The following is a 14,501-nucleotide window of genomic DNA, read 5'->3' as shown; positions in this document are numbered from 1 at the left end:
GACCACAAATACATCAATACTATTTAATATCAAATAGTTATTAACTTATTAGCATGTAAATTATGACTTAGATATAAAAATAATATTACTCGTCGAACTTGCACAAAATGAGATGACGGCGTTGCGAGGGAACAAATGTATTGGTGAGATAGGTAAAATTCAGTGTTTGGCGCGTAAAATAATGACTAAACAGAATGATCATTAAAATGACCATCACTAGCTCATCCATGTGGGTACTAGCTTTTTGCAATAGTTTTTCAGTCAACTTACAAACACCATCACTGCTGTCTAGATAACTGGCTTCATAAAGTTCGACGTTTGTGGCCGTAGGAAAATTAGCCGTATTACCACTCTGGCTAATGAGGGTCTGGTTGTTTAACGCTTTACTATTAATAGGCTGATTAAACGCATAAGCATTGTTAACCATACAAGCAATCAAAAACACCACTATTAATAGCAGGCTAATATTGGCATTGTTTGTTGGCTTAGTGATGCGCATACGGTCTTATGGTTAAATTAATAATAGGGCTACTTTTTACCGACAATCATGAAATATAACAAGTAAGGCTAATTAAAATTACCCTTCTTTACGCAAATGCGGCTACAAATCACGGTTATATACTAAAATGTAGTGATGAATTTAATTAACTGCTGGTGTTTTTGTTATTTTAGCCTAGAATCCCGCCTTCTAATTCATTTCACTTTATCCAGTGTTGATAACAAAACGTATCGCGATGATTAAGTAGAATGAAAAAGCATAAACAAGTTACCTGAGCTAATCTTTGATAAAGTCGCTTGGGTATATAACACTGAATAATCGCTAGGAAATAGACACATGGCTAAAGGTAAAAAGTACGATTTTAATTTGGTATTAGTAGACGGTTCTTGGACTGCTGAAATCGTTAGAAAAATTACATCTAAAAAAACAGTTGTATCAAAAAGCCAAGCTGGTTTTGCTTCAGAAGCAGAAGCACAAGTTTGGGCTGAAACTGAACTAAAGGGTTTCTTAGAAAACCAAATCGAACGTAACAAACGTCGTGTTCGTCTCGTTGCAGAAAGCGTTGAAGCTGATACTGAAGAATCAGAAGAAGACGACGCTTAATATCGCCTGATATAAGCAACGCCTTTGTTCCATCGCTAATGACACTGAATTAGCGATGGAGTATCACATCAAATCATCTATCGCTTGAGATACCAACCCCATATCAAATTGCTCTATACGCCTCGTACCCACGTATAATAATGACCCATTTGACCGATTATATGCTGGCGCTAAAATGTTATACCGCGTTTTTGCTTCATTATCTTTTTCGATATCCCATTCAATATACTCAATACCATTTGAGTCGAAATCATCGCGTAAGTCATCACAATTATCGCAACCTCGACCACTGTAAATAACGACCTTTGGTTGATTAAACTCATTGAAATGCTCTTTGTAAACACGCTTATCTTTCCAGCTAAAGATGTTATCGCCTTCAACTTCATATAAAAACTCGTTATAACTACGAATATTAAAGCCGTTATAAATATTATGACCCACCACCAGTACTGGTAATGTTGTCGTATCAACAAACTGCTGTAACAGCTTTCGCCCTTCGGCATTATTTTTAACATCAATAATTTCTGCATTAACAGATTTACTTTGTAAGTGGTCTAACGCCGCATCACATGGTGCTCCGCATTCACTATGAACAAATAATATCGCTTTTGCAGACCCGCTGGCATTAAATGCCCCACCCTTTTGCCACATAACGGTAAACAGACTTGGATTATAGTGATTTACAAATGTAATCGCGGCGACAAGCACAATAAATTTAGCCATCTCTTTTAATCCTTTTCTGTGTTTATGATAATTTCCCTTATTATTAACGGTTACGATTTTGGCTTTGATTACATGAGATATAACATCAAGCAGTCAGGGCAATATCTTACAAACCGTTAATGTGCGAAAGTGTATCGAATTATAAGCAGCACAGGCAATCAGCAAAAAGTATGAGATGAGCATTAACTTTCTGTAGGTAGTATATAACTAGAAATATCGCTCTAATAACGAAGGAAATACTAACCATTTATCGAGATATATTGGCTCTAATACTCGGTCAAGGGAGAGGGAGAAGGAAAGTAAAAGGGAAAGTAAAATAGTAGTCGAATCATCAAATTGATGTGAGAAGTAATTTAGACAGGAAAATAACCGCTGGTCATCGTCATAACCAACAGTTCTTTGCGCTTAGCCAGAGGTCACGTTAAAACGACCTCATATTTGGTAGGAGCTAAGTTTGTAGTGTGTGATTAAGCTTCTTTGTCTGAATGAGTCAGAATTAAATCACTGCCGTCAATTTTGACGTCTTTGTAACCCTTTAGACTTTCAGCAAGTACATCAAGTACTTTTTCAGTAAGGGCTTCATCAGATAATTTATAAGTAGTTGTATTTTTACCAGACGTAGCATCATTTTTAACTTCAGATTGAATGCTGTTTAATAAATTTTGAAGATCATCATTATTCATATTTATACTCCACATAGACTATACGCTGTTTAAGTTTTCTTAATATCTGCATGGTAGGCTCTTTGTTCTTTTGTTTCAATATATTGTTGGAAGCAGCAAGGCCATCACGCGGCAATAACTTAAATATAGAAGAACATTAAAATATGAAAGAGTGCTAAAGCACTCACAATACCAGAGATACTAGAAACGCGATAAATCGAGTGTAATGGGCGTACCTAACCATTGCACATATTCGGTGTGATCGAGTAAGTCATCACCTGTAACTGCGTGTAATAATACTGATAGCTCTTTTCTGTTTTCAATACACCAAGGTACAAATACATCAAAATCGTCTGCAGTGAACGAAGCCTGAAAGCTCCACTGTGGATGAGGCCCTACTGGTTTAGTATTGAAATTACCAACATACAAACCCAGCTCTTTATTAATACTTGTTCTTAAGGCCTCGGCGTGTGCTTGCGATGACGCATCGAAATAAAAATGCGCATGATAGTCTGCATGGCTGTTAACGGGCGTATCCATAAATACCTCATAAATAGAGCGATAACCCTCTGTTATAAGAATGGGTTATAGAATAAAGGCTCAACATAACACAATTCGTGTATTGCTTAATATTACCTTTACGTTCTTCACATTCGGCATAAACACGTTATCACAACGGTATTTAAAACACTAAATGACGTTAATTTACAGTGCTTTACATTAATATTTACTTTACATTATTTACCTTCAATTTACTGGTCACAGCGCTTTGTTTTATATATGATAACGAAATACGAACAATTATCATTTGGATTTCGATTAATATGAAACTATCAGTTGTAGCTACTTTCTTTGGCCTATTATTCTCTGCGAATGCATTATCAGACACGATCACTGTCACTCATCAATTAGGTAAAACAACATTAGACACTAAACCTGAGCGTGTTGTCGTGATTGGCACAGGGTCGCTAGATGCCTTAGATTACTTTGGTATTAAGCCAGTTGCAGTAAGTAAAGCGACAACGATGCCAAATTACTTATTGAAGTATAAAGGCAAAGAGTTCGCGTCGTCTGGTAGCTTAAACGAACCTGATTTTGAAACCATTTACATGCAAAAACCAGATGTAATTATTATTGGCTCTCGCGCTGTCGAATCTTATAAAGAGCTGTCCAAAATTGCTCCAACAGTGATGTTCGCACCAGAATCAAATGGCTACTGGCAGAGTACCCAACAGCAATGGCGTATGCTGGGTGATATCTTTGAAATACAACCAAAAGTAGAAGCTAAGATTGCCAGTGTTGATACTCAAATCACCGAAATTGCTAGCTACAATAAAACCAACGACGTGAAAGCATTAACGGTAATGAGTGCAGGCGGTAATATCACTACGTTTGGTGCACAGTCTCGCTTCTCTGCCATCTACCGTGACTTTGGTTTCCAAGAAGCGGTACCCAATATTAAAGAATCTCGCCATGGTGATTTGATCTCGTATGAATTCATTAGCAACGTGAACCCCGCTAACCTGTTCATTATCGACAAAGACAAACTGATTAATAAAGACAAAAGTCGTACCCGTGAAGAGTTTGCCAACCCGCTGGTTAAATCAACCAAAGCCTATAAAAATAATAATCTAAATTACCTTGATATTAACGCCTGGTATATTGCACTTTCGGGCGTCACAGCTACCGATAAAATGATCCAAGATATGCAGCAATCACGCGCACTGTAATTGAGGCTCACCTTGAAAAAATTACTCTTTGTGCTGGTGTTACTCAGCATAGCATCGGTATTTATTGGCGTGGCAGACTTATCGTTAGCTGCCATTTTAGCGGACGATACGGATGCTATCGAATTACTGCTAATCAGCCGCTTACCCCGCTTACTCGCTATCTTACTCTCGGGTGCAGGGCTGAGTATTGCTGGGCTTATCATGCAGCAGATCAGTCAGAACCGATTTGCGTCACCGTCGACATCTGGCACCATTGAGTGTGCCATGCTCGGCTATGTATTAAGTTTAGTCTTTCTGGGTCATGGCGATAGTCTATTGCTTATTTTTGGCATGGCGATCGCCGGTACACTGGTATTTATTCAGTTTATCCATCGCACTCAATTTAAGAACGCTGTTTATGTGCCATTAATCGGTATCATTTTTGGCAATGTGGTGTCTTCTGCCGCTAGCTTTATCGCTTATAAATATGATGCTATACAAAATTTATCAACTTGGAAGGTAGCTAACTTTGCCAGCATTTTGCAAGGTAACTATGAGCTCCTGTATATCGCCCTACCTATTTCTGTTATTAGCTATTGGTATGCAACCCGTTTATCTGCCGTTGGCATGGGTAAAGACTTCGCCACTAATATTGGCCTGAATTACAAACAAGTGCTGTTCATCGGTATTATGCTTGTGTCTATAATGTCAGCCTCAGTGGTGATGATTGTCGGTCAACTGCCCTTCTTAGGCCTTATCGTGCCGAATTTAGTAGCGCAATTCTACGGAGATAATTTACGTAAGAATATTCCGCTTACGGCTATCATCGGCGCTATTTTGATTTTACTTTGTGATGTCATTGGTCGCGTGATCATCTTCCCTTACGAGATCCCCATTTCAATGATCATCAGCATGCTTGGTGGCGTGGTCTTTATCTTCTTCATTGTAAAGGGGAAGCAAAATGTCTGATTCCATGAAGCTCACCGCGCTGGCCGTTATCACAGTACTGTTTACATTTTTATTCATCGGGATTGGCTTAGATGCTTCAAACTATGAATACTTTTTATCTCGTCGCGTACCGAAAGTATTAGCCATGATCATTGCTAGTATTGCCATTGCGCAGTCATCATTGGTGTTTCAAACAATTACCCATAATCGTATTTTAACCCCGAGTATTATGGGTTTTGATGGCTTGTATTTGCTCACCCAAATTTTGGTCGTAGTTATCTTTGGTAGCTTTAGTGTGCTGTTATTAAATCCCTTTGTTAACTTTGCCTTGTCTGTTGCCATTATGATCGGATTTTCGTTATTACTGTTTGGTTTCTATTTCCGTAGTAACAGTGGCCAGGGTAACGTCATTACACTATTACTGCTTGGGGTTATCTTCGGCCAACTGTTTGATAATGTTTCATCGTTTTTCATGATGCTGGTTGACCCCAATGATTTTTTCACCATTCAATCAAGTATATTTGCCAGCTTTAACAATGTGAACCAAGAGCTCGTGTACTTCTGCGTGATCCCACTGCTTATCGTCAGCGCCTTGTTATTCAAACTAGCGCCTGTGCTAGATGTATTTTGGTTAGATAACGACAATGCAATTAGCTTAGGTGTTGATACTCAACGCGTCACCAAACAAGTATTGATATTGGTGGCAATCATGATCTCACTATCCACCGCCTTGGTTGGTCCCGTGATGTTTTTCGGTTTACTGGTCGCTAATTTAACCAAGGAGTTCTTCCACACCTATCGCCATCACACGCTACTTATTGCCAGCAGTTTAATGGCGATGTCGATGTTGTTATCGGGACAATGGATCATCGAAAATGTTTTTAGTTTTTCAACCACGCTTAGCGTCGTCATCAATTTCGTGGGTGGTTTGTACTTCTTATCACTGCTTGTTCGACAAAAAATTCACTAGCATTACGCTTTAATAAAGTAAGTAGGACACATAAACGTGATTTCATTAACTAATTTATCTAAATCCTTTGGCCAACACAAAGTTGTCGATCAGGCTTCAGCCTCTTTCATTAAGGGCGAGGTAACATCAATTATAGGTCCTAACGGCGCAGGTAAAAGCACCGTGCTGTCGATGGCAAGTCGCTTATTAAATAAAGACAGTGGTAGCGTCATTATCGACAACCAAGACGTATTAGATTGGGATACCAAAGCACTGGCAAAAAAACTCGCGGTATTACGTCAGTCTAACAATCTTAATATGCGCTTTACCGTACGAGAATTAGTGGCGTTTGGACGCTATCCTTATAGTCAAGGTAAGTTAACAGCTAACGACAATGACGTCATTAACAAAGCCATTGGCTATTTAGATTTAACACCGATTGAAAATAAGTATCTTGATGAGCTCAGTGGTGGCCAACGTCAATTAGCCTTTATCGCCATGGTTGTGGCACAAGATACTGACTATGTATTTTTAGATGAGCCACTCAATAACCTCGACATTAAACATTCATTACAGATCATGAAAAATATCAAAACCTTGGCGCACGAGTTAGGCAAAGCGGTTGTTATCGTGATCCATGATATTAACTTTGCGTCTTGTTATTCAGACAATATCGTCGCGCTCAAAAAAGGCAAAGTTGTCGCAAATGGTACTGTTGCAGAGATCATAAACCAAGCAACATTGTCAGCGATTTACGACACTGATTTTGATATTCACGAAATCAACGGCAAGCGAATTTGCATGTACTACGGGCAATAACGGATCATTAGGGGTAAATATATGAGTAAGAAACCAAACAGCAGATTATTAACCGTCATAGACAGCCAACAGTTAACACCGAACATGCAACGTATCAGTTTTCAGGCTGACGACTTGTCTGATTTTCCCGCTGATGCAGCAGGTGGCTACATTAAACTTCTGTTCACAGAGCAAGGTGATACTGATATTTCAACGCTTAGGGCAGATGAACGTCCAAAAATGCGCACTTATACCATCCGTCATTTACGCCAATCGCTCAATCAATTAGATGTTGATTTTGTGCGTCATGAGCACGCAGAAATTGATAATTGCAGTGGTGGGTTTGCAGCAGCATGGTCACAATCTGTAAGCATCGGAAATACTATTTCGGTTGCAGGGCCAGGAATGCTTAAACCTGTTAATATTGATACCGATTGGTACTTTTTAGTCGCAGACATGACTGCAATCCCAGCTCTATCTGCACAGCTCACTAAACTACCAACAACAGCCAATGGTTATGCGGTTATCGAAATTAACCATGAAGATGACAAGCAAGTCTTAATTAAACCTGATGGTATTGAGATAATTTGGGTTGTCGCTAATAAAACTAAAACAAATTTACTTGATCAAGTGAAAGCGTTAACTTGGCAGAAAGGTGAAGTCTCTGTTTGGTGTGCTTGTGAGTTTTCAGATATGCGCGCCCTACGTGCTTACTTCAGAAATGATAAAGACGTGGACAAAGGTAATATTTACATCAGCAGTTATTGGAAAGCAGGCTGTACTGAAGATGGACATAAGATTGCCAAACGAGATGACAACGAAGCTGAAGACTCTTTAGCTAAAAACAATGCCGTATCATAACGGATGTAGCCATGCTACTTTTGCCTAAATATCGCAGAGATTCCCCTTTTCAGTCATTTTCGAGTAAACTAGCCCGGTTTTGTATCTTTCTAACACGGGCTAAATTATTTTGCATACTCTATCTCAGCTAAAATCGGGTGAATTAACAGGTATTAAGCGTTTAGCTTTATCTGAAAACCTAACAACGTTCCCACTCGAAATCTTGTCACTGGCCGATAGCTTAGAGATCCTCGATTTATCAAATAACCAGTTAACCACGCTACCTGCTGAGATTGCCCAGTTGACTAAGTTGAAGATCTTGTTTGCATCAAACAACTTATTTGTAACCCTACCAGAAGTACTTGGTCAATGCCCGAACCTAGAAATGGTTGGCTTTAAATCAAACCAAATTAACCAAGTACCTGAAAATTCACTACCCGTGAAATTACGCTGGTTGATCTTAACAGATAACCGCATTGAGGTTTTACCAGATTCATTAGGTGAACGTCCACGCTTACAAAAGTTAGCATTAGCAGGTAACTGTTTAACAGAATTGCCTCAAACTATGTCTCAGTGTCATAACCTTGAACTGGTACGTATCTCAGCGAATCGACTAACCGCATGCCCAGAACAGTTGTTTGGCTTGCCTAAACTAGCTTGGTTTGCATTCTCGGGTAATCCGTTTAGCCAATCAGATGTATGTATTGATACTGTTCCGCAGTTAGTATCATCAAGCTATACATTACAAAACGTACTGGGCCAAGGCGCATCAGGCGTGATTTCAAAAGCCGTGTGGAATGAACAACAAACGCAATTCCCTGATGAGATCGCGGTAAAAGTATTTAAGGGCGAAGTGACCAGTGATGGTTATCCAGAAGATGAGTTACAAGCTTGCTTGAAAGTCGGTAACCACCCTAGCCTAGTACAGTCATTGGCACAGGTAAAAGAAGACGGTTACTTAGCACTGATCATGAACTTGATCCCTGCTCACTACGCTAATTTAGGTCTGCCGCCATGCTTTAACAGCTGTACGCGTGATACTTTCCCAACTGACTTTACTTTATCTATCACTCAAATTGACAAGATCGTCTCGCAAATGGATGAGGTGTTTACCCATTTACACGACAATCAAGTTTGTCACGGTGATCTGTACGCGCACAATACCTTATTTGATGTGGATGCGAATATCATCTTTGGTGATTTTGGTGCCGCAACCATGTATCACATGCTAACTGAAACACAGCAAGCGCAAGTGAAACAAATTGAGAATCGTGCTCTATTGCACTTTATTGATGATTTATTAAGTGTGTGTGCTGAGGAAGATAAAGAAAATGATGTGTTTAAGCATCTGAAACTACGTGTTGGTTAAAAATTAAAAGGGCGCTATTTTCGTCTGATATAATTATTTAATATAAAAGTGCAGCCTGATGGCTGCACAAAATAATCGATAGTCTGGTTTGTTAGGCCATTATCGAAAATAACACCACTAGTGACTCATCGCAGTGCTATTTTGTAGCTCTGGTTTATCATAAATTGCGAATTTACTGATCAGTGTTTCACTACTATCATTCATCCCTATTATGTCTACAACCGCGCCCAACTTCCTAAATTTAAATATCACCTTATCTAATGCTGCAACCGAGGTAATATCCCAAAAGTGTGCATCAGACAGATCTAGCGTGATCCTATTGGCCATCTTTTCAAATTCAAATAACCCGATAAAATGATCTGCTGAAGCAAAGAATATTTGGCCATGAACCTTATGGGTGACATGCTCATCCTCTATAATCACATCGTCTCTAACTGCCAATATATGTCGGCTTTTATTCGCATAAAATAGCGATGCCAAGACTACTCCAGCTAATACACCAAGCGCCAAGTTATGAGTGACCACAACCACTACCATCGTTGACAACATAACCATATTGGTCGATAAAGGGTGATGCTTAAGATCTGAAATCGAGTTCCAAGAGAAGGTACTAATAGCCACCATAATCATTACAGCCACCAGCGCCGACATTGGAATCAGCTTCACCCATTCACCTAAAAACACGACCATAATCAGTAAGAATATCCCTGCAGCCAAACTAGACAATCGACCTAGCCCACCCGATTTGATATTAATAATAGATTGACCAATCATCGCGCAACCAGCCATACCGCCCATTAAAGACGCACCAATATTCGCAATACCTTGGCCTTTACACTCTCTACTCTTGTCACTTAATGTATCCGTTAAGTCATCGACAATACTCGCCGTCATCATAGATTCAAGTAGTCCGACCGTCGCCAACCCTAAAGAGTAAGGTAAGATTATCCATAAGGTTTCAAGCGTGATAGGTACATCAGGCCAAAGAAATATGGGTAATGAATCCGGTAAACTCCCCAAATCACCGACAGTGCGAATATCAATACCGGTATACATGACAATAACAGTCAGTAATACGATACACACAAGTGGAGATGGGATCAGCTTACCAAGCTTAGGTATTCTCGGAAATAGATAAAGCACAGCTAACCCGAGCCCCGTCATAGCATAGACATGCCAACTTACATTGGTCAATTCAGGAAGTTGTGCCACAAGGATAAGTATCGCCAACGCATTAACGAAACCAGTAATCACAGAACGAGAAACGAACCGCATCAAGTCTGCTAATCTGAGATAGCCTATCGCTATTTGAATAATACCAGTGAGAAGTGATGCGGCCAGTAGATATTCCAAGCCATAATCTTTGACTAAAGTAACCATTAATAAGGCCATCGCACCAGTTGCTCCGGATATCATGCCAGCTCTTGCGCCAGTAAACGCAACGATAACGCAAATACTGAATGAAGCGTATAAGCCAACCTTAGGGTCAACGCCAGCAATGATAGAAAAAGCGATAGCTTCGGGAATAAGTGCAAGTGCAACGACAACGCCAGACAGCAAGTCGCCGCGGATGTTAGACATCCAATCGGTTTTGAATTGTTTAAACATTAAATCTCTACTTTTCATCAGGTAGCCGAAAGCGATTCAGGGACCTGAAAAATTAAGTTATAAATTTAGGGCGCAGGAAGTCACTGAAAAACAGTAAGACAGAGCGCGAGTGCAAGTATGATACTTGGTAGCTATAAAGCTAAAAGAGGGAAGTTCAGGGGCTAAGGCGGCGTAATTATCACGTTATTTAACAACTCCTTTCATCGTGTTTAAAGTGGATCGTATTGTAGAGCCAATATTCTACGCCTTTTACACTTAATTTCACGCCTTTTATAATATTTTATTCATTATGCTATGTATTTTTATTAAAGCTTAAATTTATTGTTTTTATAGCGCGCCATTGCCGCAACGTCTTTATCTACAATAGTTTGGCCTATTGGAGCAAGCGAGATAACCGCTAACTTCAAATGCTGTAGTGCAAACGGAATACCGATAATCGTCACGAAACATGCGATCGCTGATGCTAAATGCCCTAACGCCAACCAAACTCCCGCAAAGATAAACCACAACGCATTACCAATAAAACCGAAGCTGCCAGTACCGATATCTTCTGCACGGGTTAATTCATCACGAAATATCGCTTCTTTACCAAATGGGAAAAATGAGAATCCTGCGATTACAAAACAAGAACGTCCCCACGGAATACCAATAATACTGATAAACGCGAGTAAGCCGAAGAAAACCCACGCAAGTCCCATTACCGCACCACCAAATAAAAACCAGATTATATTGCCAAGTGTTCTCATGTTATCGCCTATTTGTTTGTTTTAACGTAACGGTTGAAACCATTAGACTGCAAAAATACGCTAAGATTCAATTTATATATTATTAGCATTTACAAAATATAACCAACAAGTGATCAACTCACACTGTCTTTTATTTCACCACTAATTTAATTGATAACAAGGTATCACAACATAATTTATGACTACGCTGTAATACCAAACAAAACTGTGTTGTCTGTCACCCCATCTGTCATCTATTCAATAATTCCCCGCTGAATCAATTACCATTGAATCAACATAATCACTTAGCCCTAAAGCGGTAACAAATAAAATGAAGATAACCCAAACTCATGCTATCGCTTTTTTCAGTATTATTTTTATGCTGATGGCCAGTATTTCTCTATTTGCAGTACAAAAATTTCAATACTCAACGACGGCCGTATTAGCAACTCGAACAGCTGAAATATTAGCGACAGCAGTCAACCAATCTCGTGTTTCGTACAGCGCACGTATAACAAAATTAAGAGCACACCCAGATATTACTGTTGAGCCCTTATATCACGGCAAGCCACTTTCAATTCCAAACCCTGCGACATTTGCAATTGAGCTAGGTGAAGACATCTCAAGTGCTGAAACAGGTATGATTGTACACACATACAGTCAGTATCCATTTAAAAGTAGAGCCTTAACCGGTGGCCCAAAAGATAGTTTTCAGCATGATGCGCTTGCCAAACTAAGTGCATCAAATCCCGTTTTTGAGCGGATTGAAACACAGGAAGGAAAATCAGTACTGCGCTACGCCAAGGCTATTTTTATGGAACCAAGCTGTGTGAATTGTCATAATTATCACCCTGACAGCCCTAAAAAGGATTGGCAAGTCGGCGACCTTCGTGGCGCGATTGGGGTAACGGTACCATTAAATGGTGATAATGAAGAGCTCACCACAATAGTTCAATACTCCTATATTATCTTCATGGCGTTTTCCGTTATTAGCTTGGTGTGCATGTTCATCACGCTAAAACGAACCCACCACCTGTCTCGAGAATTAGACCAAAAAGTTAAATTGAGAACGACAATACTCAATGAAATGGCACACACGGATTCACTCACATTAATTGCGAATCGTCGGTCATATGAAGAGTTCTGTGACGGCATCATGAATCAACATAGCCAAACACATCTACCGATGGCGATCATCATTTATGACTTAGACCACTTTAAACAAATCAATGATCGTTATGGCCACGACGTCGGTGATGAATGCTTAGTCGCAACCGTAAATGCAGTATCATCGACACTCCGACAAGGTAAAGATTTTCATGCCCGTATAGGTGGGGAAGAGTTTGCCATTATTTTAACAAATGTATCAAATAGTGAATTAGATAAAATAATTGAACGTGTACTGGTGAGCGTCAGAAAAATAGAAATACCACAGCATAAGGACATTAAAATAACCTGTAGCATAGGGTCTACTTTAGTGACTGATTTTGATGGTTCTACGATGAAAGACATGGCGAAAACTGCTGATAACGCACTCTATGAAGCAAAGAGTTCAGGCCGTGACAGATGGTGCCATCAGCCTTACAATAAGAACCGTAAACAATATTAACTACCGAACTATTAAGTTTAATGAGAAGTCCAGAATGAACCTAAGACTTCTCTCGCGTCAACCACCAGCAAATTAACGACGCGATTGTCACCATAATGACCCCTTGCCAGAACTTAGTCGTCAATTCGATATCTAATATCATGGCCGAAAAGAAAGTCGATAAGATCGGTGTGAAATAAGATAACGTGGCTAAAAACACCATATTGCCACCAATAATACCGATATTCCACAGTGCATAGCCGCTGCCCATCACAATACCCGCGAGTAACAAGTCGAAGCTAGCTTCAGTGGTAAACTCCATCGCAGGTTCATTGCTGATTAAATACTTGATCCACAACGCTATCGCAGTGCCAATAAAAAACCACGTAATACCATTCATACCGTTAGCAAGTTTCTTAGTTATATTGCAATACAGCGCCCAAATAAACGCGCCAATAAATGCCATAGAGTAACTCGCCGGATTCGTTGCTATATTACTGGCTAATTGGCTAATCGAAATACCTTCATCACCACCCACTGTCCATGCTACGCCAAAAAAGGATAAGGCAATTGCCGGATAAAGTAGTTTGTTGACGGGTTTGTTACTGATAAATACCGCAAGTAATACCGTAAGTGAAGGCCACAAATAATTAATCACGCCCATCTCTACCGCTTGGGTACCATCGTTTGCCATACCCAATGCTAACGACAAGCAAATTTCATAACTAACAAACAGTCCACCACCAATGACTAAATATCGAGGCGGGAAAAGCTTTAACTTCGGCGCACCTAAAACAATCAGCAAAAACACTGAACTAACAGTGTAAATCATCGCTGCGCCACCAATAGGTCCTAACTGTTCTGCAACGTTACGGATAAGCCCAACAATGGTGCTCCAAAGTAAAATAGCGAAGCAACCTGCTAGTGTGTATTTATGGGAGTTAATCAAAGAAATGCCTTTAAAAATAATTAAGTAGTTAGAGTAAAACTCAAAGAACGGTAAACATGCACAATAGGAAGTAATACCGTAAATATTACCCAGCTAGCATCGTTATACAAGCGGTATAGATAGAAACAAAATACGCTTTATCTTGAAACAGGGAGGCAATAAAATATCGTGCGAAGTTTAATCTTGATTTGAATAGCAGGTATATTCCTCGCATCACGAACGATGCGAGAAACATAATTTATTATTAGCTACGGCTAGTAACTTCTAATAAATGATAACCGAATTGTGTTTTCACTGGGCCTTGAACTGTGTTTACAGGCGCTGAAAATACAACTTTATCGAACTCAGGTACCATCATACCAGGACCGAACTGACCTAAATCACCGCCTTTAGCGCCTGAAGGACAGTTTGAATTTTGCTTCGCAACGTCAGCAAAATCAGCACCAGCTTCAATTTGTGCTTTTAGTTCATTACATTTTGCTTCGTCGTTTACTAAAATGTGTCGTGCAGTTGCTAGAGCCATGTTTTTTC

At 39.7% G+C, this 14,501-nt stretch carries 16 protein-coding genes; 8 read left to right on the top strand and 8 right to left on the bottom strand.

Features of this window, described 5'->3' with window-relative positions; translation table 11 throughout:
- Positions 1 to 85 precede the first annotated feature (85 nt).
- A complete protein-coding gene (locus tag HWV00_RS07035) occupies positions 86 to 499 on the bottom strand; it encodes a hypothetical protein (protein ID WP_211685396.1) in 414 nt (137 codons plus the stop codon).
- A gap of 336 nt (positions 500 to 835) precedes the next feature.
- Between HWV00_RS07035 and HWV00_RS07030 the strand changes: the two genes are divergently transcribed.
- Positions 836 to 1,102, top strand: a complete 267-nt coding sequence (locus HWV00_RS07030) for a DUF3622 domain-containing protein (protein ID WP_211685395.1) — start codon at positions 836 to 838, stop codon at positions 1,100 to 1,102.
- A 63-nt stretch (positions 1,103 to 1,165) separates the two neighbouring features.
- On the opposite strand, the gene HWV00_RS07025 is transcribed toward HWV00_RS07030, so the two are convergent.
- The 3 genes from HWV00_RS07025 to HWV00_RS07015 all read right to left on the bottom strand — a co-directional run bounded on the left by HWV00_RS07025 (position 1,166) and on the right by HWV00_RS07015 (position 3,027).
- Positions 1,166 to 1,825, bottom strand: a complete 660-nt coding sequence (locus HWV00_RS07025; RefSeq protein WP_211685394.1) for a glutaredoxin domain-containing protein — start codon at positions 1,823 to 1,825, stop codon at positions 1,166 to 1,168.
- Between the two features lie 467 nt (positions 1,826 to 2,292).
- Positions 2,293 to 2,523, bottom strand: coding sequence for a hypothetical protein (locus tag HWV00_RS07020; RefSeq protein ID WP_255554946.1), 231 nt, complete (start codon positions 2,521 to 2,523; stop codon positions 2,293 to 2,295).
- Between the two features lie 165 nt (positions 2,524 to 2,688).
- Positions 2,689 to 3,027, bottom strand: coding sequence for a DOPA 4,5-dioxygenase family protein (locus tag HWV00_RS07015; RefSeq protein ID WP_211685393.1), 339 nt, complete (start codon positions 3,025 to 3,027; stop codon positions 2,689 to 2,691).
- 284 nt (positions 3,028 to 3,311) lie between these two features.
- On the opposite strand from HWV00_RS07015, the gene HWV00_RS07010 reads away from it, so the two are divergent.
- The 6 genes from HWV00_RS07010 to HWV00_RS06985 all read left to right on the top strand — a co-directional run bounded on the left by HWV00_RS07010 (position 3,312) and on the right by HWV00_RS06985 (position 9,100).
- Entirely contained in the window at positions 3,312 to 4,217 is a 906-nt protein-coding gene (locus tag HWV00_RS07010; protein ID WP_211685392.1) for a siderophore ABC transporter substrate-binding protein, read from the top strand.
- Positions 4,218 to 4,229: 12 nt separating this feature from the next.
- The gene (vctD, locus tag HWV00_RS07005) at positions 4,230 to 5,165 is read left to right on the top strand and encodes an ABC transporter permease (protein WP_211685391.1); all 936 of its coding nucleotides are present in this window, start codon (positions 4,230 to 4,232) and stop codon (positions 5,163 to 5,165) included.
- Positions 5,158 to 6,114 (top strand): iron chelate uptake ABC transporter family permease subunit, encoded by a 957-nt coding sequence (locus HWV00_RS07000; RefSeq protein WP_211685390.1) that lies wholly within the window; start codon positions 5,158 to 5,160, stop codon positions 6,112 to 6,114. Before vctD ends, HWV00_RS07000 begins: the two co-directional genes overlap by 8 nt.
- A 36-nt stretch (positions 6,115 to 6,150) precedes the next feature.
- Positions 6,151 to 6,912, top strand: coding sequence for an ABC transporter ATP-binding protein (locus HWV00_RS06995; RefSeq protein ID WP_211685389.1), 762 nt, complete (start codon positions 6,151 to 6,153; stop codon positions 6,910 to 6,912).
- Between the two features lie 21 nt (positions 6,913 to 6,933).
- On the top strand, positions 6,934 to 7,752 hold the full coding sequence (locus HWV00_RS06990) for a siderophore-interacting protein (RefSeq protein WP_211685388.1): 819 nt from the start codon (positions 6,934 to 6,936) through the stop codon (positions 7,750 to 7,752).
- 109 nt (positions 7,753 to 7,861) lie between these two features.
- Entirely contained in the window at positions 7,862 to 9,100 is a 1,239-nt protein-coding gene (locus HWV00_RS06985; protein WP_211685387.1) for a leucine-rich repeat-containing protein kinase family protein, read from the top strand.
- Between the two features lie 117 nt (positions 9,101 to 9,217).
- Here HWV00_RS06985 and HWV00_RS06980 read toward each other — a convergent pair whose 3' ends face one another.
- Both HWV00_RS06980 and HWV00_RS06975 read right to left on the bottom strand, forming a co-directional pair.
- Positions 9,218 to 10,708, bottom strand: coding sequence for a SulP family inorganic anion transporter (locus HWV00_RS06980; protein WP_211685386.1), 1,491 nt, complete (start codon positions 10,706 to 10,708; stop codon positions 9,218 to 9,220).
- 305 nt (positions 10,709 to 11,013) lie between these two features.
- Positions 11,014 to 11,454: a YccF domain-containing protein gene (locus tag HWV00_RS06975; protein WP_211685385.1), complete on the bottom strand. Its 441-nt coding sequence runs from the start codon at positions 11,452 to 11,454 to the stop codon at positions 11,014 to 11,016.
- A 310-nt stretch (positions 11,455 to 11,764) separates the two neighbouring features.
- Between HWV00_RS06975 and HWV00_RS06970 the strand changes: the two genes are divergently transcribed.
- On the top strand, positions 11,765 to 13,042 hold the full coding sequence (locus HWV00_RS06970; RefSeq protein WP_211685384.1) for a diguanylate cyclase domain-containing protein: 1,278 nt from the start codon (positions 11,765 to 11,767) through the stop codon (positions 13,040 to 13,042).
- Positions 13,043 to 13,082: 40 nt separating this feature from the next.
- Here HWV00_RS06970 and yddG read toward each other — a convergent pair whose 3' ends face one another.
- Together yddG and HWV00_RS06960 are read right to left on the bottom strand one after the other, a co-directional pair.
- A complete protein-coding gene (gene yddG / locus HWV00_RS06965) occupies positions 13,083 to 13,970 on the bottom strand; it encodes an aromatic amino acid DMT transporter YddG (protein WP_211685383.1) in 888 nt (295 codons plus the stop codon).
- Positions 13,971 to 14,214: 244 nt separating this feature from the next.
- Positions 14,215 to 14,493, bottom strand: a complete 279-nt coding sequence (locus HWV00_RS06960) for a peptidylprolyl isomerase (protein WP_211685382.1) — start codon at positions 14,491 to 14,493, stop codon at positions 14,215 to 14,217.
- Positions 14,494 to 14,501 lie beyond the last annotated feature (8 nt).

This window comes from Moritella sp. 24 (genome assembly GCF_018219155.1).
In the GTDB taxonomy this organism is placed as follows: Bacteria; Pseudomonadota; Gammaproteobacteria; order Enterobacterales; family Moritellaceae; genus Moritella.
The sequence above is the reverse complement of the archived record's forward strand: the minus strand, read 5'-3'. Positions and strand labels throughout refer to the sequence as shown.